We start from the raw sequence: 26,353 nt of genomic DNA, 5'->3' as shown, positions 1-26,353 counted from the left end.
TTGAGACCTTTCTATGCCATTTTCTAAGCTTGGTTTAAGCGCATCGATTGCTGATGCAGTAAAAGCGCTAGGTTATGAAAAACCCACTTCTATCCAACAAAAAGCCATTCCAATCGTATTGCGTGGCCGCAATTTAATTGCAGCAGCGCAAACGGGCACAGGTAAAACGGCCAGTTTTGTTCTGCCAATCTTAGAAAAGCTTAGTCGAGGCGAAACGCAACGTAAAAAACGCGCTCGTGCGATTATCCTAACGCCAACACGCGAACTTGCGCTTCAGGTTCATCAAAGTATTGAAGCTTATGGTAAAAACTTACCATTACGCTCAATGGCGATGTTTGGTGGTGTGGATTATGCACCACAAAAACAAGCCTTGATCGAGGGGGTCGATATTGTGGTAAGCACGCCTGGGCGCTTGATTGATCTGTACGGTCAACGCGCGATTCACTTTGATGAAGTGGAAATGCTAGTGCTTGATGAAGCCGACAAAATGTTGGATATGGGATTCATCGATGCGATCGACAAAATCGTCGACTGTATGCCAGAACATGTGCAAAGTTTGCTGTTCTCAGCGACGTTATCTAACCCTGTTCGTGACTTGGCGAAAAATGCGATTATTGATCCTGAAGAGATCACGATTGCAAAGCACAGTGCCTCAAAATCAAATATTAAACAGTGGATCACGACCGTCGATAAAGACATGAAGTCGTCGCTGTTAAGTCACTTGCTTAAAGAAAATGACTGGTCGCAAGTACTGGTATTTATTGAAACTAAACACGGCGCAGCCAAACTGGTAAGCCAACTTGAGAAACGTGGCATTGTGGCAGAAGCATTCCACAGTGGCCGTAATCAGCGTGTTCGCCAGGAATTAATAGAAAAGTTTAAAGCGGGTGAAATCCAGTACTTAGTCGCAACCGGCGTTGCTGCGCGCGGTATTGATATTGATAATCTGCCAGTTGTCATCAACTACGATTTACCTTACCCAGCGGATGAGTATGTACATCGTATTGGTCGTACAGGTCGTGCTGGCGCGAAAGGTGAGGCGATATCACTGGTTTCAAAAGACGACTTTAAGAACCTCTGCATGATTGAAAGTCGTTTAGGGCACTTGCTAGAGCGAGTGGAAATTGAAGGTTTTGCGCCAAGAAAGCCAGTACCAATTTCAATTTTAAATTACGTGCCTAAGAATAAACGTAAACCGCACGATAAGCGCGAATCAAAATAGCCAGTTTATCCCATGATCTAAAAGCCGCATTCTTGCGGCTTTTTGCGTTTTAAGGCATCCAATTATGTAGCCATCGCGACGGTTTCTATTCGGTAATGAGGAAAAAAGTTAATCAGTGTCATACGCTTAACACGTAAAGTGAATCAAGGTGCGTTAAGCTTTTGTCAATTATCTGTCCGCAGGTTTGCACAAGGTAAGGAATGGGCGCAAACTTTTTTGCTTGCTAATGAATGCATAATAAGATGGGGCACAAATGAAAACAGGTGATAAGCAATTCGCCGTTATTGGTCTTGGCCGATTTGGTTTGGCAGTGTGTAAAGAGTTACAAGATTCAGGCGCTCAAGTTTTAGCCGTTGACATCAACGAAGACAGAGTTAAAGAAGCCGCCAGTTTTGTTAGTCAGGCGGTTGTGGCTAACTGTACTCACGAAGAGACGGTTGCTGAGCTCAAACTTGATGATTACGACATGGTGATGATTGCCATCGGAGCGGATGTCAATGCCAGTATTCTTGCGACATTGATTGCTAAAGAGGCGGGAGTAAAGTCAGTATGGGTTAAAGCCAACGACCGCTTCCAAGCTCGTGTTCTGCAAAAAATTGGCGCAGACCACATTATCATGCCTGAGCGTGACATGGGGATACGTGTCGCGCGTAAAATGCTCGATAAACGGGTTCTTGAGTTCCACCCATTAGGCAGTGGCTTAGCTATGACGGAGTTTGTGATTGGCTCTCGTTGGATGGGTAAGACACTAAGTGATTTGGCTCTGTGCAAAGTCGATGGCGTGCAAGTGCTAGGGTTTAAACGGGGCCCAGAAATTACCAAGGCACCTGACCTTAATACCACACTAGAAATTGGTGACCTAATTATTGTGGTCGGCCCTCAAGATGCGCTCGCAAATAAATTAAAATCGCTATGACGTATTTTCATCAGAAAGGTGTTTTTTACGCACCAGATGGTAAACAAGAGAAAGCGAAAGGCAATGAACCGCGAATTATATTGCTCAGTTTTCTCGGTGTTTTACTGCCTTCTGCGGTATTGCTAACCTTGCCAGTATTTTCTGTTACGGGCCTGTCGATAACGGATGCTTTGTTTACCGCAACGTCCGCTATTAGTGTGACAGGGCTTGGTGTTGTCGATACTGGGCAACACTTTACGCTTGCGGGTAAAATCTTGCTGATGTTTTTAATGCAAATCGGTGGGTTGGGGCAGATGACGTTGTCGGCGGTCTTACTCTATATGTTCGGCGTGCGTTTGAGTTTGCGTCAACAAGCGCTGGCGAAAGAAGCATTAGGGCAAGATCGGCAAGTCAATCTAAACCGACTAGTAAAGCGGATTGTTGTTTTCGCGCTTGTTGCAGAAACGGTCGGGTTTATTTTTCTCTCTATCCGCTGGGTCCCTGAAATGGGCTGGCAGACTGGTATGTTTTACGCCTTGTTTCATGCAATTTCTGCATTTAACAACGCTGGGTTCGCGCTGTTTTCTGACAGTATGATGAGCTTTGTGAATGATCCGTTGGTTATCTTTACACTGGCGGGGCTATTCATTTTTGGCGGGCTTGGTTTTACTGTTGTGGGTGACATCTGGCTAAACTGGCGCAAAGGTTTCCACTTTTTGCATCTTCACACCAAAATCATGCTGATTGCGACACCGATATTGCTCTTAGTCGGAACGATGCTGTTTTGGTTACTTGAGCGAAGCAACCCAAACACAATGGCGTCTTTACCTGCAACAGGGCAATGGTTGGCGGCATTCTTTCAATCTGCGAGTGCTCGAACGGCAGGGTTTAATAGTGTTGACTTGGCGCTGTTTACTCAGCCAGCCTTACTGGTCATGATTGTTCTGATGTTAATTGGAGCGGGTTCCACCTCAACGGGGGGCGGTATTAAAGTTTCCACATTTGCTGTTGCGTTTATGGCTACGTGGACCTTTTTACGCCAAAAGAAACATGTGGTTATGTTTAAGCGAACCATAAATTGGCAAACTGTGACTAAGTCATTGGCAATTATCGTTGTGAGCGGAGCCATCCTGACAAGCGCAATGTTTTTATTGATGCTTACCGAGAAGGCCAGCTTTGATAAAGTTATGTTTGAAACCATTTCCGCATTTGCCACAGTGGGGCTCACCGCAGGTTTGACTGCGGAACTTTCTGAACCTGGTAAATACATTATGATCGTGGTGATGATCATTGGTCGTATTGGGCCGCTCACGCTTGCCTACATGTTGGCACGTCCTGAACCTACCTTGGTCAAATACCCAGAAGACGCCGTTCTTACAGGTTAATATAGCGTTAAACAATGGCCGCGCGACCACTACGAGCATTGATTAATAGCAGTGCTCGTACATTTATAGAATATGTGGAATGTTGCCCAGTTTTACCTATAAATTCGTAGAAGTTCATTTCTTCTTCCTTTCGTTTCGATACTATTCATTCACTCAATTTATATTCTCAGAAGCTACGCTCATAACAGCGTTTTGGAATCCGACGCTTTTGTAGTGTGACACCAAACTACGTCGTGTTATCTGAGCGAATTGATACCAGCCTTCGTCAATAGTCACTCAGTCTTACTCTATGCCCATAGGGTTACTTTGTGTTTGTTGTGCTTGGTATGAATGAACGAATCGAAAAGATGGAGTCGTACTTTGAAATTCAACACACTCGCCATGGCTATGCTAACTGCGCTTCTTGCAGGGAAGAGCATGGCAACTACTCCGCCATCGCCGGTTTGGCATACTATTGCGTTGAGCGATGGTAGCTCCAGTGAGGCAATTCTACGTGGAACGGCAGATTTCCACTGGTTTGAAGATAAGCAGGGCAATGCCTTACTTCAGGAAGACGGCGTTTGGTTTTTCGCGCAGATTCAGCGCGAGTCAGACACGCCAATATTGATCTCGACAGGTGTGGTGAAAACGCAGTCGAGTGAGCCACCTGAGTCGGCGAAGTTTCGCCCGGATTTACAAGTTAAACCGCAATTATCTTCTCTAAAAACCATTGAGCCGATGGCACGAAAAAACCTACTGCGTTCGGCGCAAGGTTACCAGGCGATGAGCAGTTCAACGGTGAAGCAGCAGCCCCTATTGGTTGTGCAAGTTTCGTTTGATGACCAAGCAATGGTGCATGATTTTGAGCAACGCGTATTTAATACCAATGGTCAAAGCGTTGTGGATTACTTTGATAAAAACTCTCAAGGTAAATTCAAAGTTGTTCCTGCACTTGAGAGTTACGGCACCGCCAATGACGGTGTGATAGATGTGACTGTGGCACAAAGCCACCCTAACTGTCACTCTAGTTCGACTGATAAGACATGCACCGCCAAGTTGAATGCGGTTTTCACCGAGGCTTATCAAAAACTGGATCCATACTTTAATCTTTCGGCCTACGACAGCAATCAAAATGGTACCGTAGAACCGTCAGAACTCTCTGTCATGTTTATTTTTGCGGGGGGAGATCGTTCAACAGGGGTTCTCAACCGTCCTGCGATTTGGCCGCACAAATTCTCTCACGATGATGTCACACTAGATGGTAAAAAGATCACAGACTATTGTGTGTTCGCTGACTATCAAGTTGATCATCAAGCGACGTTGGGCGTGATCGTACACGAGCTTGGCCACTTAATGCTTGGCTTACCGGATTTGTACGCAAGGAACAGTGATGCCTCGATCGGCTCTTGGGGCGTGATGGGTGGCGGTTCATGGGCGCAGAAACCGGGAGATTCATACGCTGGTGACACTCCGGTGAACATGAGTGCATGGAGCAAACACGCTGCTGGTTTTGTTGTACCAACGGTAACTCATGAAAGTCCAGCGCCTATTTCTGTGAACAACGACGATGTCAAGCTGGTGTATCTCGACCCGTACTTGAAAGAGTTTGGCCCACGTGTTTACTTGGAAAATCGCACCTTTAGCGGTTACGACCGAGCATTGGCGGCTGAAGGTATCCTGGCGACGTCGGTCAATGTCCAGAACCGCTTTAATGATGTTGGCGCGATGCAGGTTCAAATCATGCAGGCTGATGGTCTGAATGAGTTAGAAAATGATGGTAGGAGTGACGCTGACGATTTATACCCTAATGGTGGCAATGTCATTTCAGATACATCGACCCCGGGTCTGAGAACGATCACAGGGTTTGATACTGGGGTTCGTATTTCCAACATTGCCAGCAACACCAACGGTGGTAGCTTTTCTCTTGAGCATACAAACGAACCAAATAAATCAGCATGGCTGAACTCTCTTCATCAAGGTTATGTGTACGCGAGTGGGAGTAACACTCTGGCGGTGTCACTGGACTTGAATAGTGATACAGAGCTTGATGGCCTTCAACTTTATGCGCAAAGAGATAGCGCTCAAAGTGACATGACTTATCGAGTTTGGCGATTCCCATTTTCTGGAAACATTGGCTATCGATTAATATTGAATCAAAACAACGCTGAGCTTTTACAGCAAGGTAACTTCCAAAAGTCATCTCGAATTTTATTCCCCCAATCAAGCCAATTGAGTGCGGGTCAGCACTTATTGGTCGTTGAATTGGAAGGCGGTCAATTTGATGCAAACTTTGACTTCGGCCGCTTGCTAAAAACTGAAAAAGCCTCCCTACCTGTAATGTGGACTGGTGATTACAGTGAGATTGGCACGTTTGGTCTAGAAAAAGCCGGGTTCTCTTATATTCCGTTTGCAGCATTATTAAATGTGGATGCGAGCAACTTGGTTGAAGCGAAATCTGATTCGTTACAAACCAATAAAAATACGCCAATCAAACTGAACCTGATGGACAATGATTTCATGGCGGTAGGGTATCAGTTCAATGTGGACATTGTGCAGAAGCCTGAGCACGGCACCATCTCTGGCAACCAGTACCAACCTGAAGCTAACTTCGTTGGTCTGGACACTTTCCAATATCGTTTGTTGTCGGTTGATGGTGCGTACTCATCTTCAATCGTGAATGTGCAGGTGGAAGTGCTTGGCAGCAACGAAGCGCCAGTGGCCGTGATTGATGTTGATAATAAAGACATGACGGTTGGGCAGCGAGTCACGTTGTCTGCGTTAAATAGTATGGATGCTGATGGTGATGTGTTGAGTTATAAATGGGAGCAGTTGGCTGGCACTTCAGTTTCTCTTGGCAATGCAACCAGTGTTAGCACAAGCTTTACGGTGCCTCAAGGTGCAAAAGCGGGTGAGGTTCTGACATTCCGTTTAACCGTGACTGATCCTAGTAATGAAACGTCCAGTGCTACCGTCGATTTAACCATGAAAAACGCAGCGCCACTTACGCTTCCAGATACGGCGACCGTTGCCGTTGGTGAAAGTATTCTGATTGATGCAGCGAGCAACGATTCGGATGTGAACGGCGATAAACTGGTTGTAGAAAGCGTACAGAACGTAACGGGTGTGGGAAGTGCGAGTGTAGAGAATGGCAAAATCCGTTTTCAAGCACCGGATAGCCCTACTGACGGCATCAAGCTGCAATATACGGTTTCAGATGGTCATGGTGCCACTGCTACGGGGGAAGTTATCGTGACGGTTGTTGCTTCTTTGAAGACAACGACATTCAAGAACTCTGAAGGTAGCGGCAGTGTTTCTTATTGGGCTTTGATGTTGCTTGCAACATTAGGCTGGCGACGTCGCGTCTAAAACGGTATTAATTGCGGTATAAGCCACTCACATTGAGTGGCTTATTTTTTACCTGATCTATTTTGGTTTCGTTCTCATTGTCTTATGAGATGTGTTTCTCATTATTTTTAAAGCGATTTTTCTACTCTGCGGTTACCCTAGGGGCCGATTTTTATGAACTAAGGATGTTATATGTCTACCGAGGGCTTTTCTGTTTCGGAAATATGCCGAGAAGCGGCAGTGATGGTGAGAAGGAATCTACTCGCAATTGTTATTGCTTGTATTCCGTTGATTATCGTGCACTCAATTTTTGCTTTTATGTATCCTGAAATGACGGGGCAAGATCAAGCGAACGTTCAAGAAGGCAATGTCGCAGGATTTTATTTCGTCACAATTATTTTGTACTCACTTGTTGCCGCTATGGCGGCTGTGCGTGTGCATCGAATTTATTTAGCCGGCGATTACATGCACTCTGCGTTGGATGTATTTCGTTTGTCAGCGCGAGAATTCCGTTTCATAGGCTGGTGGATACTGTTTGGACTGATGATGATGCTCGTTATTGGTATCCCGATCTTTGTGTTGTCGTTTATCTACATTGCAGAAAGTGGTGAAGCCGACTTTGTTGCTATGGCTATTATCACAACGATTGCAAGCATTCCCGGCTATTGGGTAATGGCGCGATGGTCATTTGTGTTGCCAGCGACTGCAATGGTCATCAGCCGCGCAGTTTGCGTCGTTCGTGGAATCAGAGCAGACCATACAACAAACAAGTATTCATTTTGATGGGACTAATTCCATTGGGGGCGGGCTTGCTCAGTCAGCTGATCTTTAGCCACTTTACGAATCTCTTTATGTTGAGCCTCGTCGGTGTGGCCTATGGTATTTTTGGCGCGTACCAGCTGGCATTGTTATCGTTGAGCTATAAAACGGTAGTGGATATCGAACGCGCTCGTTTTGATACGCCATCACAGCCACCAAAAACGGGTGAAGAATTTTCCGCTTAACCCTTTGATCGTTTTTACATGCTACCTCCGTTTAGGAGACGGTCTGAGGCAGGTTGATACCTTCCTGCCGCCTTCACGTTATTCACGCAAAATACCCATGCCCATTTCATGGCTGAATGACAGGGACATTCACACGTATACTCACAACAGTACTTCTTTTTGTTAAGGAACCCTACATGTCCATTTGGCAACGGGTCAATTTCACCCATCGCTTTAGTCAATTACCGTCAGCGTTCTATACGTTGGTCGAGCCACAACCCTTGGACAACACTCGCTGGGTCGCTTGGAATGGTGAGTTTGCACAGCAGTTTGGTTTACCAGCAGAGCAAAACGATGAGTTATTGGCGGTTTTTTCTGGGCTAAGTGAATTCGAACAATTTCGTCCTCTTGCGATGAAATATGCAGGCCATCAGTTTGGCGTTTACAACCCAGATTTGGGCGATGGACGTGGATTACTGTTGGCAGAAATTGAGCATCAGAATGGTACTTGGTTTGATCTTCACCTCAAAGGTGCAGGGCTAACGCCTTACTCGCGAATGGGAGATGGGCGAGCGGTATTACGCTCAACTATCCGTGAGTACCTGTGCAGTGAAGCCATGGCGGGCCTTGGGGTTCCGACGACACGTGCTCTCGGTATGATGGTCAGTGATACACCTGTTTATCGAGAAAAAACGGAATCGGGCGCTTTGTTACTTCGAATGGCTGAAACCCATGTTCGATTCGGTCACTTTGAGCATTTCTTTTACACCAACCAGTTAGCAGAGCAGAAGCTGTTGGCGGATAAGGTGATTGAGTGGCACTTTGCTGATTGTGCATCGGCGGAGAAACCATATGCCGCGATGTTTGACGCCATCGTGACTAAAACAGCCGAGATGATCGCATATTGGCAAGCTTTTGGTTTTGCGCATGGTGTGATGAATACCGATAACATGTCAATTCTTGGGCAAACTTTTGATTATGGTCCGTTTGGCTTTCTTGATGATTATGAGCCGGGATACATTTGTAATCATTCAGACTACCAGGGTCGTTACGCATTTGATCAACAGCCTAGAATTGCGCTTTGGAACCTGTCAGCACTGGCGCATGCGCTATCGCCACTCGTTGAACGAGAAGATTTAGAATCGTCGTTGAGTCAATTTGAAGTTCATTTAAGCCAGCAGTTCAGCTGCCTCATGCGTGAGAAGTTGGGCTTAAAAACCAAGATAGCGGAAGACGGGCGTTTGTTTGAAGCTATGTTTGAGCTTCTTCACCAGAACAAAACGGACTACACTCGCTTCTTCAGAACACTTTCAAACCTTGATAATGCGCCTTCCCAAGCCGTAATCGATTTATTTCTCGACCGAGAAGCTGCGCAAGCTTGGCTTGATCTGTACTTAGCTCGGTGTGAGCTAGAGGTTGATGAACTAGGGGGCCTGATTTCAACCGAACAGCGTTGCAAACAGATGCGTCAAGCCAATCCCAAATACATCTTGCGTAACTACTTTGCTCAGTTGGCGATTGATAAAGCGGAAGAAGGGGACTTTAGCGAATTACACCGATTGGCCGAACTGTTAAAACGCCCATTTGATGAGCAACCTGAGTTTGATGATTACGCGAAATTGCCGCCGGAATGGGGGAAGAAAATGGAGATAAGCTGTTCTTCATAAATGGGTCATTTCCCACCCATTTGTATCTTTTTCTTGGGTGGAATTCACTCGTTACACTTCGGATTTATGTTAATGGTCTATGTTAATTTATTGAAATACATATAAATTTTAACATGGTCCATTAATTGCTCTTTGTTGAACATCCGTACCCATCGCCTAACACCTAGTTACTCATGGACGGGATGGGATGTGATTCAACAAGGAGAATAATAATGTTTAAGCCTCTAACTCTACTATCTGTCTCTGCACTTGCTGTTACCAGTTTTAATGCTGCCGCAAATTGTGACCCGGGTGAAACGGTCATCAAGTTTAGCCATGTAACGAACGCGGACAAACACCCTAAAGGCATCGCGGCTTCGTTACTTGAAAAGCGCGTCAACGAAGAGATGAACGGTAAAGTCTGTATGCAGGTGTTTCCTAACTCAACACTGTATGATGATGACAAAGTGTTGGAAGCGCTACTGAATGGTGATGTTCAACTCGCTGCTCCTTCTCTTTCTAAGTTTGAGAAATTCACCAAGAAGTACCGCCTTTTCGATCTTCCTTTCTTGTTCGATGATGTCGACGCGGTTGACCGTTTCCAAAACTCGGAAGCGGGTGAAAAGCTGAAAAATTCAATGAAACGTCGTGGCCTACAAGGCATTGCGTTTTGGCATAACGGCATGAAGCAAATGTCAGCCAACAAGCCGCTCATTTCTCCAACTGATGCTGAAGGACTTAAGTTCCGTGTTCAAGCCTCTGATGTACTCGTTGCTCAGTTTGAGCAGCTAGGTGCTAACCCACAAAAAATGTCGTTCAAAGAAGTTTACGGCGGCTTGCAAACTAAGGTTATTGATGGTCAAGAAAATACTTGGTCAAACATTTACGGCAAAAAATTCTTCGAAGTTCAAGATGGCATTACGGAAACGAACCACGGAATTCTGGATTACTTAGTTGTGACGTCAAACGACTTCTGGAAAAACCTACCAGATGATCAGCGCGAGCAGTTAAATACCATTATTCAAGAGGTAACTGCGCAGCGTAATGCTGAGTCAACCAAAGTAAACCTTGCGAATAAGAACAATATCATCGAAGCCGGTGGTGTGGTTCGTACTCTAACGCCAGAACAGCGCCAAGAGTGGGTCACTGCACTTCAACCAGTATGGAAGAAGTTCGAAAAAGACATTGGTTCTGACCTAATCGAAGCCGCTTTGGCGTCTAACCAAAAATAATAACACCTAGCACATTTAGCCCTCTCAAACTGAGGGGGCTCTTTCCCCCTATAGACGACGTGATGTAATTATGGAACAGACTTTTTTTGCCAAGGCTGGACGAATCACTGATGCCATTGAAGAGACTTTGATTGCTTTCTTCTTGGGTGCCATGACCTTGCTGACTTTTGCCAATGTCATCTTTCGTTATGTCTTTAACGACAATATTCTTTGGGCGCTTGAGCTCACCGTTTTCATGTTCGCATGGATGGTGTTGGTTGGCGCATCTTATGGTGTGAAAAAACACTTTCATATTGGTGTCGATGTCATTATTAACATCGTTCCGGAAGGTAAACGAAAAGCCCTGGCGCTTTTTGCAGCAATGTGTTGCTTAGCCTTCTCTATTTTGCTGTTAATTGGCGCTTGGAACTACTGGTATCCGTTCGCTACTGACCGAGCGTGGTATGAAACGGACGATATTCCGATGCCTGAAATGCTCCAGTTCATGGCCGACTGGTTAAATGAGGGAGAGCGTTATGAAAAGCTGCCACGTTTTATTCCTTACTTCGCCTTGCCACTTGGAATGGCGCTACTAACGTTTAGATTTGTTCAAGTCACGTGGCAAATCGCTACTGGTAAGCTCGATCGCTTGATTGCAGGACATGAAGCGGAGGAAGAGCTCGAATCTCTTAAAGCTGAGATGAGTGACGCTGAAGACGTAATGGCTCCAAAGGCCTCGCAAGACGCTAAAAACAAGGAGCAATAAGCCATGGATATCTTATTTCTATTTTTGATGGTAATTGGCTTTATGCTGGTTGGCGTGCCAATTGCTATTTCGCTGGGCCTTTCCAGTGTTCTTTTCCTTTTAATGCATTCGGATGCCTCTTTAGCGTCAGTTGCTCAAACGCTGTTTAATGCATTCGCGGGCCACTACACGCTATTGGCTATTCCATTCTTTATATTGGCTTCAAGCTTTATGTCGACGGGTGGCGTAGCAAAGCGGATCATTCGTTTCGCCATTGCCATTGTAGGCTGGTTCCGCGGCGGTTTGGCGATGGCTTCGGTTGTAGCGTGTATGATGTTTGCCGCGTTGTCAGGTTCTTCACCTGCAACGGTTGTTGCCATAGGTAGTATTGTTATCGCAGGTATGATCAAAAACGGTTACTCAAAAGAGTTTGCCTCTGGGGTAATTTGTAACGCAGGTACGCTAGGGATTTTGATCCCACCTTCGATTGTGATGGTGGTGTATGCAGCCGCAACGGATGTGTCAGTTGGACGTATGTTCCTTGGTGGTGTGATTCCCGGTTTGCTGGCGGGTGTCATGTTGATGATCGCGATTTACATTGCCGCGAGAATCAAGAACCTTCCAAAGCAACCTTTTGTCGGTTGGAAAGAAACTTTTGATGCCGCCAAGGATGCAAGCTGGGGCTTGTTGTTGGTCGTCATCATTCTTGGTGGTATCTATGGCGGTATCTTTACGCCGACAGAAGCCGCTGCGGTTGCTGCTGTGTACTCATTCTTTATTGCTAACTTTGTATACAAAGACATGGGGCCATTTGCAGACAAGAAAAACACTAAACCTGCGCTCGTTAAAATCTTCCAAACCTTTGTTCATAAAGACACGAAACACACCCTGTATGAAGCGGGCAAACTCACCATCATGCTGCTGTTCATCATTGCTAATGCCTTAATTTTGAAGCATGTTTTAACGGAAGAACGCATCCCGCAAATGATCACCGAGTCGATGCTCTCGGCTGGTCTCGGACCAATCACTTTTTTGATTGTGGTGAACGTCTTGTTGCTGATTGGTGGTCAGTTCATGGAGCCATCAGGCTTGTTGATCATTGTTGCGCCGCTCGTGTTCCCAATTGCGATTGCATTAGGCATAGACCCAATTCATTTGGGCATAATGATGGTGGTGAATATGGAGATAGGAATGATAACGCCGCCCGTGGGTCTTAACTTATTTGTGACCGCTGGTGTTGCCAAAATGTCGATGATGAATGTAGTGAAGGCAGCATTACCCTGGGTTGGAGTGATGTTCTTATTCCTAATTATCGTCACATATGTACCATGGGTTTCGACTTGGTTGCCTACTACCTTGATGGGGCCGGAGATCATTACCAAGTAATGGAAGCCAGAAAGTAGAAAGAGGTGTGAGAATTCACACCTCTTCGTCTATTGACTTGTAACAAGTTTTGCGCGGGTCTGAATTAATTCGACGTTCATAGTGTCGCCACCTCTTTTTATTTTTGCGACGCTCTTCACCGAATCTTCTCTCTTCTTGATAGCAACCGTCTACGAGCACGGTATCTGTAACAATCGGTATTCTCACTTTTTCGTTCATATCTATAACAACCATGATAAACCCGTTGTTAAAAATTATGATTCAAGTTGAATATAATGCCAGCTATTTGAACGTGTTTTATTTGTAAAGGTCTTTATTTATTTGGTAGCGCTGCATCTTGTCGTAAAGAGTTTTTCTTGGCACATTCAATTGGCACATTGTCTGTTTAATACTACCGTTGTTTTCTAATAAAGCGCCTTCAATGGCTGCTCTCTCAAACTCCGCCACTTGCTCTGCAAGGCTTGAGGAAGACTTAGCAACTGGGTTCGATTCTCCCAACTGAATTAACTTACCCAATAGCACAAAACGCTCTGCAGCATTTCTGAGTTCTCGAACATTGCCAGGCCAGTCATGGCTCATCAGTTGCGCTAGATCTTGGGGTGACAAGCTAGGTGAGCTTTTGCCATAACGTGAAGCTGCTACCAACAGAAAGTGGTGAAAGAGGGCGGGAATGTCTTCTTTTCGTTCGCGTAGTGGCGGGAGATCCAAGGTCACGACATTGAGCCGATAATAGAGGTCCTGACGGAAAGTACCTTCTTCAGCTGCGTGTTTTAAATCGACCTTTGTTGCGGCAATCACTCGAATATCTAAAGGCAATAATTCATTTGAACCGACACGCTCAATCACGCGCTCTTGTAATACCCTCAATAAACGAATTTGGGCTTGGATAGGCATCGACTCGATCTCATCCAAGAAAAGTGTGCCGCCTTGTGCAAACTCAAATTTACCGATACGACGGCTTTCGGCGCCAGTGAATGCGCCTTTTTCATGGCCGTAGAGTTCACTCTCAATTAAGTTCTCTGGAACCGCTCCACAATTTACGGCGACAAAGTTTTGGTTCCGGCGAGAGCTTTGCTCATGTAAAGAACGAGCGATTAACTCTTTCCCTGTACCGGTTTCACCAAACAATAAAATATCGGCGTCGGTATCGGCGATTTGGGTGATGGTCTCTCGTAATATTTGGATGCTAGAGGTTTCACCAATAACTCGTGGACCAAGGGTTTTACTGGCTTTAAGTGACAGGCGCAGTTTTTCATTTTCATTGGTTAGTTTGCGCTTCTCAATCGCCCGCTTAACCGTTTCAACCAAATGTTCTGGCGCAAAAGGTTTCTCAATAAAGTCGTAAGCGCCTTGATGAAGGGCTTGCACAGCCATGGAAATATCACCGTGTCCAGTGATCATGATGACGGGTAAGTTTGCATCGCGTTGAGTCAAAGTTGTCAGCATATCCATACCAGAAATGCCCGGCAAACAGATATCAGTGACCACGACGCCAGCTTCTTCTCCTTGCTGCATCGCTATTAAAGCCGATTCTGCATCCACAAAAAACTTGGCGTCGATATCCGCCAGTTCAAAGGTCTGTTCTATAGCGATTCTGAGATCGGCCTCATCATCAATAAAAAACACCTGACACATGATCTTATCCTTTTGATGGTTCAGTGTTGTAAGAAGTGATAGGTAAACACAATGAGAATCGAGCGCCGCCTTGTTCTCGATTATGGGCACATAATTTTCCATTCATACTGGCTAAGATTTGTTGCGAGATAGAGAGACCCAAACCTAAACCGTTCAGTTTAGTGGTTAGAAACGGCTCACATAAATCAGAAAGTGAGAAAGAGCCAAGTCCTGGGCCATTATCATCAACATGAATCCAAACTAAATCAGTGTGCTCATCGTGTTCTACAGATAATTCTACCTGTTTGTCTTGTTGTTCTTTGAGTGCTTCTATCGCATTAGTCAGTAAATTGACCAACACTTGCTCCAGTTGAATAATATTGATCTGCACTTCAACATCATGCTTTGGCAAATTTGTTTCTAACGTGACGCGCCCTGATTTAAATGCGGGCTTCATCAGTTCTTTTACAGAGGCTATCACAGGGAACAATCGAGATTGAGCCAACTCGTCACCACTGGTTTTTTTGGCGAAAGAGCGAAGTTGCTGACTGATATTTGCCATACGGTCAGTGAGAGCAGAAATGCGAGTGAGATTATCTTCCACTCGCTCATATTTTTCTTTTTTTAGAAACAGCTTGCCGTTCTCCGCAAAGCTACGAATTGCCGCAAGTGGATTATTCAGTTCGTGGCTGATACTGGCCGACATTTGTCCTAACACCGCGAGTTTCGCTGCTTGCACCAATTCGTCTTGAGTAACGCGTAAAGTTTGCTCGGTATCGATACGCTGTGCGATCTCCGCTTGCAACTCGGCAGTCCGTGCCATGACTTGATATTCCAACTTTTGATTGGCTTCTTGTTGAATTCGTTCAAGTTGCAAGTGACGCTGTTGACGGTGATAGATAAGCTGACCAATTAAAAACAAAACCATGAATGCTAGAGTGAGTACAAAGATGTAACCCATGGTGAACCAAACGATCGACTGTTTAGGAGACAGCACACGAATAGTCAGTTTGAGTTCGGGAAGGGGCAGCGAAGAGACCACCAAGGTTCCTTTATTGTATGGGTAACCCTGTTTAAGCTCAGAATGCACCTCGTCCAAACTACCCACTAATCCAAGCGTTTCAATTGGCGCATCAAGATATTGTTGGCTTGCCCAAACTTGCTTTTTCTCTTTTTTTGTCAGTGGCTGTAAGCTTTTGAGTAGCCATTCACTTCGGCTACTCATAAAAACAATTCCGTATGGGTCGCTCGCGACAAAAACACTGTTTGGTTGCTGCCAGTTGTCCTCTATCTTACTTAGGTCCATCTTCACCACGACGACACCAAGTACACCGCCAGCGTATACGATGGGATAAGAATAGTAGTAGCCACGTTTACCAGATGTTGAGCCCAGTGCGTAGTATTGGCTTCGTTTACCCACAATGGCTTGTTTGAAATAAGGTCGAAATGCAAAATTTCGACCGATAAAGGAGCGCTCTTTACGCCAGTTGCTGGCCGCGATCGTTGTACCCCATTGATCGATTAAGTACGTATCCGCTGCTTCAATCACGCTATTAACGGATTCTAAATACCGATTAGTGATTTCCAGTTGCGCACTGTTGTTGGGGTGCAGAAGCGCTTGATAAAGAGGATCATCTTTAGCGAGAAGATTTGGGATATGGGCGTACTTATCGAGTTTATTTTTTATATGGCCAGAAAATTGCTCCAGCTGTGATTGGTGTTTATCAAGTAGAGATTGATAACTGGTCTGCCAAACCCAATGGCCACCGATAATTGCGCACAGGAAATAGAAAGCAAAAAATGTCAGCAGAATCCGTTTTTTTTGCGACATCCTTACACTCCTTACAACTTCCTTTGGTCACGTAAGAAAATGTTAATAGTTTGTAGGAAGGATTAGGGATTTAGTTTTCAACTCTGTGGAGTAAAACAAGAGCAAGATCTCTTTTTAGGCTTTTCGATAAAAAAACCGGTCGATTCTCTTGAAAAAGTCGCTATTGTCCCCATTCTAGATATGCTGGCGATGCTTAGACGGTGTCTGAATCGCATTTTTGAAGAAAAAATGGGTCAGCATTCGAGAATTTAGCGCAGACAATGTCCACATAGTGGCTATTGGCTCGACAGGGTTGCGACAGATCGCTAGAATGTCGCGTCTAAAAATTCTGTCCTGAGGCTAATAGGAGATACCTTTGGTTATTTTATCGAAGATATCACTGATTAGTCCGGTACTGACAACCAGTATCGATACTCGATTTTAAATTAGGTGTTCGGACAGAACACTACACAAGGATGAAGCGTAAGCTCCTCTGAGTTTCGCTCATACGCTCGGAAAACCGAGCCACTTTAGAGGTTTATATATAATGCAAGTTACTGTTGAAACGCTAGAGGGCCTAGAGCGCCGTCTAAACATTACTGTTCCAGCTGCAAACATCGAAGACGCTGTAACAGCTGAACTACGCAACATCGCTAAAAACCGTCGTTTCGATGGTTTCCGTAAGGGTAAAGTGCCTCTAAAAATGGTTGCTAAGATGTACGGCAAAGCAGTACGTCAAGACGTTCTTGGTGAAGTAATGCAACGCCACTTCATCGAAGCTATCGTTAAAGAGAAAATCAACCCAGCTGGCGCTCCAACTTTCGCTCCTGTAGAGAACAAAGAAGGTTCAGACCTAGTTTTCACTGCAACTTTTGAAGTTTACCCAGAAGTTGAGCTTAAAGGCCTAGAGAGCATCACTGTTGAAAAACCATTAACAGAAGTTAAAGATGCAGACGTAGAAGAGATGATCGATACTCTACGTAAGCAACAAGCAACTTGGGTTGAAGTTGAAGAAGCAGCAGAAGATGGCAAACGCGTAAGCATCGACTTCGTTGGTTCTATCGACGGTGAAGAGTTCGAAGGCGGTAAAGCTGAGAACTTCCCTCTAGAAATGGGTGCTGGTCGCATGATCCCTGGTTTCGAAGACGGTATCGCAGGTAAAACTGCTGGTATGGAATTCGACATCGACGTGACTTTCCCAGAAGATTACCACGCTGAAAACCTAAAAGGTAAAGCAGCTAAGTTCGCAATCAAAGTGAACAAAGTTGAAGCTCGTGAACTACCAGAACTAAACGACGAGTTCGTTGCTAAGTTCGGTGTTGTTGAAGGTGGTGTTGAAGCACTTAAAGCTGAAGTTCGTAAGAACATGGAACGCGAACTTAAGCAAGCTGTTAAGAACCGCATCAAAGAGCAAGCGATTGACGGTCTAGTTGAGCAAAACGACATCAACGTACCATCAGCGCTTATCGAGCAAGAAATCCAAGTTCTACGTCAACAAGCTGCACAACGCTTCGGTGGTAACCCAGAAGCTGCTGCTCAGCTTCCACGTGAACTGTTCGAAGAACAAGCTAAACGTCGCGTAGTTGTTGGTCTTCTACTAGGTGAAGTAATCAAATCTGAAGAGCTAAAAGCGGACGACGAGAAAGTTAAAGCGCTAATCGAAGAAATGGCTACTGCATACGAAGATCCATCAGAAGTTATTGCTTACTACGAGCAAAACGAAGAAATGATGAACAACATGCGCAACGTAGCTCTAGAAGAGCAAGCAATCGACGCGATCATCGCTAAAGCACAGGTTTCTGAGAAAGAAGTAGGCTTCAACGAGCTACTTAACCAACAACAACCTGCTGCTTAATAAGCAATATCTTGCGTAGAAGGTTGACTTAACGTTAACTATTCTGCTAACAATGGTCCGTATGATAGTCATCATCCGGGCCATTTATTTTAGGGACATAAGAATATGAGCTACCAAGAAAAAAATGCAATGTCGCCAATTATGGACGCGCTAGTACCAATGGTGGTTGAACAAACTTCCCGAGGCGAACGCTCTTACGACATCTACTCACGTCTGCTGAAAGAGCGCGTGATTTTTTTAACGGGTCAAGTGGAAGACCACATGGCAAACCTTGTCGTGGCTCAGCTACTTTTCCTAGAATCTGAAAATCCAGATAAAGATATTTTCCTATACATCAACTCGCCAGGCGGCAGCGTAACAGCTGGTATGTCTATTTACGATACCATGCAGTTCATTAAGCCAAATGTCAGCACTGTGTGTATGGGTCAAGCATGTTCAATGGGTGCCTTCCTGCTTGCAGGTGGTGCGCCAGGTAAGCGTTACGTACTGCCTAACTCTCGTGTAATGATCCACCAACCATTGGGTGGTTTCCAGGGTCAAGCTTCTGATATCCAAATCCATGCTCAGGAAATCCTGACGATTAAACAGAAGCTAAACAAGTTGTTAGCAGAACATACAGGCCAACCTCTTGAAGTCATTGAGCGCGACACTGATCGTGATAACTTCATGTCATCAGAGCAGGCTGTGGAATACGGTATCGTGGATGCAGTGTTAAGCCACCGTGGCGAGTAATTAGCCAGCGCATTTTGGCAAAAATTGATATACACTCATTCATGAAGAGTAAAGGCTAAGAGGTTAGCGAATGACAGATAAAAGCAAAGAAAGTGGCAGCGGTAAATTGCTGTACTGTTCTTTCTGCGGCAAAAGTCAGCACGAAGTTCGCAAGCTAATCGCAGGTCCGTCAGTGTACATTTGCGACGAATGTGTCGACTTATGTAACGATATTATTCGCGAAGAAATCAAGGATGTTCTCCCTAAGAAAGAATCTGAAGCGTTACCAACGCCAAAACAGATCCGTGAACACCTTGATGACTATGTGATCGGGCAAGATTACGCGAAAAAAGTGCTCGCAGTTGCGGTATATAACCACTACAAGCGTTTACGCAATGGTGATACAACGAGCGAAGGTGTGGAGCTTGGTAAGAGTAACATCCTTCTAATTGGTCCTACAGGTAGCGGTAAAACACTACTTGCGGAGACATTAGCTCGATTCTTGGATGTGCCATTTACAATGGCAGACGCGACGACACTAACCGAAGCCGGTTACGTAGGTGAAGACGTTGAAAACATCATCCAAAAGCTTCTGCAAAAATGTGATTACGATGTAGCTAAAGCGGAACGCGGCATCGTTTACATTGATGAAATTGATAAGATTTCACGCAAAGCTGAAAACCCATCTATTACGCGTGACGTATCTGGTGAAGGTGTTCAGCAGGCGCTACTAAAACTTATCGAAGGTACGGTTGCATCGGTTCCACCTCAAGGTGGTCGTAAGCATCCTCAGCAAGAATTCCTACAAGTGGACACATCTAAGATCCTGTTCATCTGTGGTGGTGCTTTTGCTGGCTTAGACAAAGTGATTGAGCAGCGTGTTGCAACAGGTACAGGTATTGGCTTTGGTGCTGAAGTTCGTTCGAAGAATGAATCGAAGACGGTAGGTGAGCTATTTACTCAAGTTGAACCTGAAGACTTAGTGAAGTACGGCCTCATTCCAGAATTCATTGGTCGTCTACCTGTAACAACAACACTGACTGAGCTTGATGAAGAAGCGTTGATTCAGATCCTATGTGAACCGAAGAACGCACTGACCAAGCAATATGCAGCATTGTTTGAGCTAGAAAACGCTGAACTTGAATTCCGTGAAGATGCGCTGCGCGCTATCGCGAAAAAAGCAATGGAGCGTAAAACAGGTGCTCGTGGCTTACGCTCGATTCTTGAAGGCGTGCTACTTGAAACCATGTACGAATTACCATCTGCAACAGACGTTAGTAAAGTCGTGATTGATGAGTCCGTCATTAATGGCGAGTCAGAGCCACTGCTTATTTACAGTAACGCAGACAATCAGGCAGCTGGAGCAGAGTAAATTCAGCCATAATGAAAAAGGAGGTAAGTAATTACCTCCTTTTTTTATTTCTCTTATTGAATCCAAACAATTAGCCCCCATATACTGCCTTAAGTAATACGTTAAACGTGAAAGCGGAAGAGAGAATTATATGAACTTGGAACGTTCCGAGCGTATCGAGATCCCGGTACTACCTCTACGTGACGTAGTGGTCTACCCACACATGGTTATTCCATTGTTTGTTGGTCGTGAGAAATCGATTAGCTGTCTAGAAACGGCGATGGAAACCAACAAACAAGTTCTTCTTGTGGCACAAAAGCAAGCGGATACTGACGAGCCTACGGTTGACGACCTATTTGACGTAGGTACGGTAGCCACCATTCTCCAGCTCTTGAAGCTTCCGGATGGCACAGTAAAAGTATTGGTCGAAGGCCAGCAGCGAGCAAAAATCAATCACTTTAAAGAGAGTGACTTCTTCCTAGCGGAAGCTGAATTTGTTGTTACGCCAGAATTGGATGAGCGTGAGCAAGAAGTGATTGTTCGCAGCGCGATTAATCAGTTTGAAGGGTTCATTAAGCTAAACAAGAAGATTCCACCAGAAGTGCTAACGTCACTTAATGGTATCGACGAAGCCGCACGCTTAGCGGATACCATTGCGGCTCATATGCCGTTGAAGTTGGTGGATAAGCAGCAAGTGCTTGAAATTGTTGACGTCACTGAGCGTCTGGAATTCCTGATGGGCCAGATGGAATCAGAGATCGACTTGCTGCAAGTTGAAAAACGAATTCGTGGTCGCGTTAAAAAGCAAATGGAAAAATCTCAGCGTGAGTACTATCTGAATGAGCAAATGAAAGCGATTCAGAAAGAACTTGGTGAGATGGAAGACGCACCAGACGAGTTCGAAACGCTACAGAAGAAGATTGACGAATCAAAAATGCCTCAAGAGGCACGTGAAAAGACAGAGCAAGAGCTGCAAAAGCTTAAGATGATGTCTCCAATGTCTGCTGAAGCAACAGTGGTTCGTAGCTACATCGATTGGATGGTCAGCGTTCCTTGGGCTAAGCGCTCAAAAGTTAAGAAAAACTTAGCGAAAGCAGAAGAGGTTCTTAATGAAGATCACTACGGTCTAGAACGCGTCAAAGAACGTATCCTTGAATACCTGGCGGTTCAAAACCGTATCAACAAGCTAAAAGGTCCTATCCTTTGTCTTGTTGGTCCTCCTGGTGTCGGTAAAACATCTCTTGGTCGTTCAATTGCTTCAGCTACAGGCCGTAAGTATGTTCGTATGGCGTTGGGTGGTGTGCGTGATGAAGCGGAAATTCGTGGTCACCGTCGTACTTATATCGGCTCATTACCAGGCAAATTGATCCAGAAGATGTCGAAGGTTGGTGTGAAGAACCCGCTGTTCTTATTGGACGAAATCGACAAAATGTCTTCCGATATGCGTGGTGATCCAGCATCGGCTCTGCTAGAAGTACTTGATCCTGAACAGAATAACTCGTTCAACGATCACTACCTAGAAGTGGATTACGATCTCTCTGACGTTATGTTTGTTGCGACATCGAACTCGATGAACATCCCGGGTCCATTGTTAGACCGTATGGAAGTTATTCGTTTATCTGGTTACACCGAAGACGAGAAGCTGAACATTGCAAAACGTCACCTTGTTGATAAACAAGTGAAGCGTAATGGCTTGAAAGCGGATGAGATCGTCATTGAAGATTCTGCGATTATTGGCATCATTCGTTACTACACGCGTGAAGCGGGTGTCCGTAACTTAGAGCGTGAGATTTCTAAGATCTGCCGTAAAGCGGTGAAGAACATCTTGCTGGATAAGGACATCAAGTCAGTAACGGTAACGATGGACAACCTAAAAGAGTACTTAGGTGTTCAACGTTTCGATTACGGTAAAGCGGATGAAAGTAACCGAATTGGTCAAGTAACTGGCCTAGCTTGGACAGAGGTGGGTGGCGATCTGTTAACGATTGAAACTCAATCAATGCCAGGTAAAGGTAAGCTGACACAAACGGGTTCTCTTGGTGATGTGATGCAAGAGTCTATCCAAGCAGCAATGACAGTGGTTCGCTCTCGTGCAGAAAAGCTAGGTATCAATACTGACTTCTACGAGAAGAAAGATATTCACGTACACGTCCCGGAAGGCGCGACACCAAAAGATGGTCCAAGTGCGGGTACAGCAATGTGTACAGCATTGGTTTCTTCTCTGACAGGCAACCCTGTGAAAGCAGAAGTAGCGATGACGGGTGAAATCACACTGCGTGGTGAGGTTCTACCTATCGGCGGCTTAAAAGAGAAGTTACTTGCGGCACACCGTGGTGGCATTAAGACAGTGCTAATTCCAAAAGATAACGAGCGTGATTTGGAAGAGATTCCTGATAATGTTATCGCTGATCTGGAAGTTATCCCTGTACAGTGGATTGATGAAGTACTGAAAGTCGCACTAGAGCGAGACCCGACGGGCGTTGAGTTTGAGTCTCAAAAATAGTGATGTGTAGCAAAAATAAGTAAAAGTTTACGCTGATAAGCCCAAAAAGGCTTGTCAGCGTTTTTTTTGGGCGCTAAGTTAGTTTCGATAGCTGCCAGCCCTTGATGAATAAGGGGTGGAGCATATTTTCTTAACAATGGAACGAAAGTCATCACAAAAATAATCACAGATGACACAAAGGGGAAATTACAGTGAATAAAACTCAGTTAGTAGAACAAATCGCAGAAAATGCAGATATTTCTAAAGCGTCAGCGGGTCGTGCTCTAGATGCATTCATCGAAGCAGTAAGCGGAACTCTTCAATCTGGTGATCAAGTCGCTCTAGTTGGCTTTGGTACATTCAGCGTTCGTACTCGTGCTGCACGTACTGGTCGTAACCCAAAAACTGGTGAAGAAATCCAAATCGCAGAAGCAAAAGTACCAGCTTTCAAAGCTGGTAAAGCACTGAAAGACGCTTGTAACTAATCACGGCGTTATTTCTGTAACCGGCCATTTGCTTAACTTTTGCTCAAACAATAAGTTTCGAACAAAAATTTACAAACTTCGAGCCGAACTTTCTTAAATTATGCGCATCATACTGATGCGCATTTCTTTTTCTGATATTATTGCGCCATTATTTCTATTAGATAGAAGCAGTAGGCTTCAATTGTGGAGAGCAGTTAAATTATGATGGATCGACTACGCGAAGGCGTGAATAGCATCGCGGTCAAAATTATCCTTGGACTTATCATCCTGTCTTTCGTATTTGCAGGTGTAGGTAGCTACATCGTTGGTGGTAGCAACAACTCTGCAGCGAAAGTCGGTAACACTGAGATTCCTCGTGGTGAGTTCGAGATGGCATACCAAAATGAGCGTAACCGTATGCAAGCTCAGTTGGGTGACTACTTCTCTCAAATGCTGGCTGACCCTGCATATGTTGAATCTTTCCGCAAATCCGTTTTAGATCGAATGATCAATGACGTGTTGCTTGACCAACAAGCTGAAGCTTTGGGTCTGCGAATCAGCGACACTCAAGTGCGTAGCATGATTCTAGACATGCCTCAGTTCCAATCTAATGGTCAGTTTGATCAAGAGATCTATCAAGCTTCTTTGCGTCGTGCAGGCTTTTCGCCAGACTCTTTTGCTGAGTACATGCGTCGTGAATTGGTTCGTGAGCAACTGCTGAATGCGCTACAAAACAGTGAATTTATTCTGCCGGGTGAAGTACAAGCAGAAGGCAAGCTGTTCACTCAAACTCGTGATATTCGCACGATTCAGATCGACTTAGCGGAGTTTGCGAAAAATATTGAATTGACCGACGAAGAAATTCAAGAGTACTACAAAGCAAACCCAGACAACTTTACACGCCCAGAGCAGGTTAAAGTCTCTTACATCGAACTGTCAGCTGAAGCGCTAAAGGAACAAGTTAATGTTTCTGATGCTGAGGTGAAAAAGTACTACGACGAGCACTTAAACAAATACTCTTCAGAAGAGCAACGCCGTGTCGCTCACATTCTTGTAGAAGGGGACGATGAAGCAAAAGCGCAAGCTATCCTAGGTGAGCTAAACGCGGGTGCAGATTTTGCGACGCTTGCTCAAGAGAAATCTGACGATTTTGGCAGCGCTGAAAACGGTGGTGACCTAGGTTGGATTGAGCGTGATGTGATGGACCCTGCTTTTGAAGAAGCGGCATTCGCACTGAAGAATCCTGGCGATACGTCGGGTCTAGTAAAGTCGGACTTTGGCTATCACATTATCAAGCTTGAAGAGCTAAAAGATTCTGTGGCGAAGCCATTTGAAGAAGTCGCTGCTGAAATCAAACAAGAGATGGTTGACCAACAAGCGATCGATCAATTCTACGAGTTGCAAAATGAGCTTGAGCGCGTAGCGTTTGAATACCCAGACTCATTGTATGATGCTTCTCAAGCGGTTAACCAAGAAGTGAAGACAACGGACTTTATTTCTCAGGTTGATGCACCTGAAGTGCTTCGTAGCCCTGCGGTAATGCAAGCTATCCTAAGTCCTGAAGTTAAAGAAGATGGCCTAAACTCTGAAGCTATCGAAGTTGCGCCTGAGCATATTATCGTTGTTCGTGTTGAAGATGCGCGTGACGAGACAGTTCTTCCATTAGAAGAAGTGAAAGATCAGGTTGTTGCAGAGCTATCTCGTGTTAAAGGTGAGCAAGAAGCGATGGAACTTGGAACACAAGTCGTTGCGGCATTGAAAGAAGGTAAGACGAACGTGCTTGCTGAAAACAATCTTGCCTTTGGTGAACAAGAGACAGTAGATCGTCGTTCTCCGTTGGCAACAACGGTATTCGCGATGGCAAAACCAGTCGATGGTAAACCAGTATACGGTCAGTCTAAAGATCTTGAAGGTAACATCATTATCATCGAGCTTGATGCTGTAAACGCAGAGCTAGATAGTGAGTTAGAAGATCAAGTTGCGATGCAAATGCAGCGTGCATCTTCTCAGCAAGATTTATCATCTGTACTAGCCGTACTGCGTGCAAATACTGACATTGAGTACTTTGTTGTGAGCAACTAAGCACAATTAGTGTAATTTGTATGTTGAATAAAACGGACCGCATAAGCGGTCCGTTTTATTTTTGTCTTTATGAACTTCAATCATCAATAGGCATTACTTAAATTAGTGCGCGTTTAAGTGATAGCGGCCGTTGTGAATTCCGGGTCATCTCAGTTTGTTAAATGCATAACCATATTGCTTTCCATTGCAAACTTGATAGTGACTCGCTCTCGACGACTGTTTTTAGCCTACTATTTTGGAGATTGTATGTTCAATATGAAATGGATTTTGACATTGTGCTTATTTGTTTTTGCACCTTTTAGCATGGCTGCGGATTCAGCCACTGACAAATATGAAGGAATTGAAATTACTGTAAATATCAACACGGCCACTGCTGAAGAAATTGCGACCATGTTGAAAGGTATAGGTGAGAAGAAAGCGCAGAGTATAGTGGACTACCGCGAGGAACATGGCCCTTTTAAAACGGCAGCAGATTTGAAGAGCGTAAAAGGCATAGGTGAAGCGACAGTTAAGAAAAACGAAGACCGCATTTTACTGTAGCTTGATGTATTGCAGATATTGAGTCTGAATTCAGAACAATATCTGTTTCCCTATTACTGCTTTCCCGAACCAGCCCCTCTTTCGTGGTTCGGGATTTTTTATCCGAATAAACGACGGCGAAGGCCTTTTTCCAGTAAAGCCATTACTAACCCACCGAGTGCGCCAAACATATGAGCATCAATAGCAACGTTTGCACCGATAAGCTCAGCAGTACTGCTGGATGGGCCATAGACCTGCTCCCATGCTACTTTGGCGATTAGCCCTCCGACTAACAACACACTGCTTCTTCTGCTTTCAAAGACTTCTCTGAGCGCCCAAAATCCAAACAATCCGTGTAATACGCCGGATAAACCCACGTATACCGACATGTTGGTAAACAAATTCAGCGCACCAACACATGCACATAAGATTGAAAAAACGATAAGGAAGTTACGAGTGCTTGGGCGAAAAATAAAAGTAATGATCCACAATCCGGCGAGGTTCATTCCTAAGTGCGCAAAGTTGGTATGTGTGAGATTTCCTGTTACGATTCGCCACCATTCACCATGGCGTATATTGTAGCTGTGCCACTCGGTTAGGCTTGCCATTGGTTCAAATTGAAGTATCAAACAGATCACGCTGATAATACTCAGCAAGGTATAAAGGTTCAC

The 26,353-nt window shown here is 44.9% G+C and carries 21 protein-coding genes and 1 pseudogene; 18 read left to right on the top strand and 4 right to left on the bottom strand.

What is annotated here, in order from left to right:
• Positions 1-13: 13 nt before the first annotated feature.
• The 10 genes from R7E47_RS16135 (at position 14) to R7E47_RS16090 (ending at position 12,797) form a co-directional block, all read left to right on the top strand.
• Positions 14-1,222, top strand: coding sequence for a DEAD/DEAH box helicase (locus R7E47_RS16135; RefSeq protein ID WP_005382264.1), 1,209 nt, complete (start codon positions 14-16; stop codon positions 1,220-1,222).
• A 253-nt stretch (positions 1,223-1,475) separates the two neighbouring features.
• Positions 1,476-2,138, top strand: coding sequence for a potassium channel family protein (locus tag R7E47_RS16130; RefSeq protein ID WP_005388291.1), 663 nt, complete (start codon positions 1,476-1,478; stop codon positions 2,136-2,138).
• The gene (locus R7E47_RS16125) at positions 2,135-3,502 is read left to right on the top strand and encodes a TrkH family potassium uptake protein (RefSeq protein ID WP_203346033.1); all 1,368 of its coding nucleotides are present in this window, start codon (positions 2,135-2,137) and stop codon (positions 3,500-3,502) included. The genes R7E47_RS16130 and R7E47_RS16125 overlap by 4 nt, the downstream gene beginning before the upstream one ends.
• Positions 3,503-3,862: 360 nt before the next feature.
• Positions 3,863-6,847 (top strand): M6 family metalloprotease domain-containing protein, encoded by a 2,985-nt coding sequence (locus R7E47_RS16120; RefSeq protein ID WP_318084635.1) that lies wholly within the window; start codon positions 3,863-3,865, stop codon positions 6,845-6,847.
• Between the two features lie 171 nt (positions 6,848-7,018).
• Positions 7,019-7,609: a hypothetical protein gene (locus R7E47_RS16115; protein WP_318084633.1), complete on the top strand. Its 591-nt coding sequence runs from the start codon at positions 7,019-7,021 to the stop codon at positions 7,607-7,609.
• Entirely contained in the window at positions 7,609-7,830 is a 222-nt protein-coding gene (locus tag R7E47_RS16110) for a hypothetical protein (protein ID WP_318084631.1), read from the top strand. The genes R7E47_RS16115 and R7E47_RS16110 overlap by 1 nt, the downstream gene beginning before the upstream one ends.
• 176 nt (positions 7,831-8,006) lie before the next feature.
• Positions 8,007-9,476: a protein adenylyltransferase SelO gene (locus tag R7E47_RS16105; RefSeq protein WP_213915104.1), complete on the top strand. Its 1,470-nt coding sequence runs from the start codon at positions 8,007-8,009 to the stop codon at positions 9,474-9,476.
• 212 nt (positions 9,477-9,688) lie between these two features.
• Positions 9,689-10,687, top strand: coding sequence for a TRAP transporter substrate-binding protein (locus R7E47_RS16100; protein WP_017634784.1), 999 nt, complete (start codon positions 9,689-9,691; stop codon positions 10,685-10,687).
• 70 nt (positions 10,688-10,757) lie between these two features.
• Positions 10,758-11,432, top strand: coding sequence for a TRAP transporter small permease (locus tag R7E47_RS16095; RefSeq protein ID WP_005382256.1), 675 nt, complete (start codon positions 10,758-10,760; stop codon positions 11,430-11,432).
• Positions 11,433-11,435: 3 nt separating this feature from the next.
• Positions 11,436-12,797: a TRAP transporter large permease gene (locus R7E47_RS16090; RefSeq protein WP_005382255.1), complete on the top strand. Its 1,362-nt coding sequence runs from the start codon at positions 11,436-11,438 to the stop codon at positions 12,795-12,797.
• A gap of 33 nt (positions 12,798-12,830) precedes the next feature.
• Here the strand turns inward: R7E47_RS16090 and R7E47_RS16085 are convergent, their stop codons facing one another.
• From R7E47_RS16085 to R7E47_RS16075, 3 genes are all read right to left on the bottom strand, one after another.
• Positions 12,831-13,013 carry a hypothetical protein gene (locus R7E47_RS16085; protein ID WP_021034161.1) on the bottom strand — a complete coding sequence of 61 codons (183 nt, stop codon included), beginning with the start codon at positions 13,011-13,013 and terminating at the stop codon, positions 12,831-12,833.
• A gap of 78 nt (positions 13,014-13,091) precedes the next feature.
• Positions 13,092-14,429, bottom strand: coding sequence for a sigma-54-dependent transcriptional regulator (locus tag R7E47_RS16080; protein ID WP_005382254.1), 1,338 nt, complete (start codon positions 14,427-14,429; stop codon positions 13,092-13,094).
• Positions 14,430-14,433: 4 nt separating this feature from the next.
• Positions 14,434-16,239: an ATP-binding protein gene (locus R7E47_RS16075; protein ID WP_318084629.1), complete on the bottom strand. Its 1,806-nt coding sequence runs from the start codon at positions 16,237-16,239 to the stop codon at positions 14,434-14,436.
• A 39-nt stretch (positions 16,240-16,278) separates the two neighbouring features.
• Between R7E47_RS16075 and R7E47_RS16070 the strand changes: the two are divergent.
• From R7E47_RS16070 to R7E47_RS16035, 8 genes and pseudogenes are all read left to right on the top strand, one after another.
• A pseudogene (locus R7E47_RS16070) lies at positions 16,279-16,491 on the top strand (hypothetical protein).
• 274 nt (positions 16,492-16,765) lie between these two features.
• Positions 16,766-18,073, top strand: coding sequence for a trigger factor (gene tig / locus R7E47_RS16065; RefSeq protein ID WP_005382251.1), 1,308 nt, complete (start codon positions 16,766-16,768; stop codon positions 18,071-18,073).
• 105 nt (positions 18,074-18,178) lie between these two features.
• Positions 18,179-18,805 carry an ATP-dependent Clp endopeptidase proteolytic subunit ClpP gene (gene clpP / locus R7E47_RS16060; protein WP_005382347.1) on the top strand — a complete coding sequence of 209 codons (627 nt, stop codon included), beginning with the start codon at positions 18,179-18,181 and terminating at the stop codon, positions 18,803-18,805.
• Between the two features lie 70 nt (positions 18,806-18,875).
• A complete protein-coding gene (gene clpX / locus R7E47_RS16055; RefSeq protein WP_005382345.1) occupies positions 18,876-20,156 on the top strand; it encodes an ATP-dependent protease ATP-binding subunit ClpX in 1,281 nt (426 codons plus the stop codon).
• Between the two features lie 130 nt (positions 20,157-20,286).
• Positions 20,287-22,638 carry an endopeptidase La gene (gene lon / locus R7E47_RS16050; RefSeq protein ID WP_005382343.1) on the top strand — a complete coding sequence of 784 codons (2,352 nt, stop codon included), beginning with the start codon at positions 20,287-20,289 and terminating at the stop codon, positions 22,636-22,638.
• 191 nt (positions 22,639-22,829) lie between these two features.
• Positions 22,830-23,102 carry an HU family DNA-binding protein gene (locus tag R7E47_RS16045; RefSeq protein WP_005382341.1) on the top strand — a complete coding sequence of 91 codons (273 nt, stop codon included), beginning with the start codon at positions 22,830-22,832 and terminating at the stop codon, positions 23,100-23,102.
• A gap of 201 nt (positions 23,103-23,303) precedes the next feature.
• Positions 23,304-25,163 (top strand): peptidylprolyl isomerase, encoded by a 1,860-nt coding sequence (gene ppiD, locus R7E47_RS16040; protein ID WP_053307495.1) that lies wholly within the window; start codon positions 23,304-23,306, stop codon positions 25,161-25,163.
• A 255-nt stretch (positions 25,164-25,418) separates the two neighbouring features.
• Positions 25,419-25,703, top strand: coding sequence for a ComEA family DNA-binding protein (locus tag R7E47_RS16035; RefSeq protein ID WP_031777211.1), 285 nt, complete (start codon positions 25,419-25,421; stop codon positions 25,701-25,703).
• A gap of 98 nt (positions 25,704-25,801) precedes the next feature.
• On the opposite strand, the gene rrtA is transcribed toward R7E47_RS16035, so the two are convergent.
• Positions 25,802-26,353: a rhombosortase gene (gene rrtA / locus R7E47_RS16030; protein WP_005382331.1), complete on the bottom strand. Its 552-nt coding sequence runs from the start codon at positions 26,351-26,353 to the stop codon at positions 25,802-25,804.

The organism is Vibrio sp. Vb1026 (assembly GCF_033338745.1).
Taxonomy (GTDB): domain Bacteria; phylum Pseudomonadota; class Gammaproteobacteria; order Enterobacterales; family Vibrionaceae; genus Vibrio; species Vibrio alginolyticus.
Note: the sequence above shows the minus strand (reverse complement) of the source record. Positions and strands in the feature narration are given on the sequence as shown.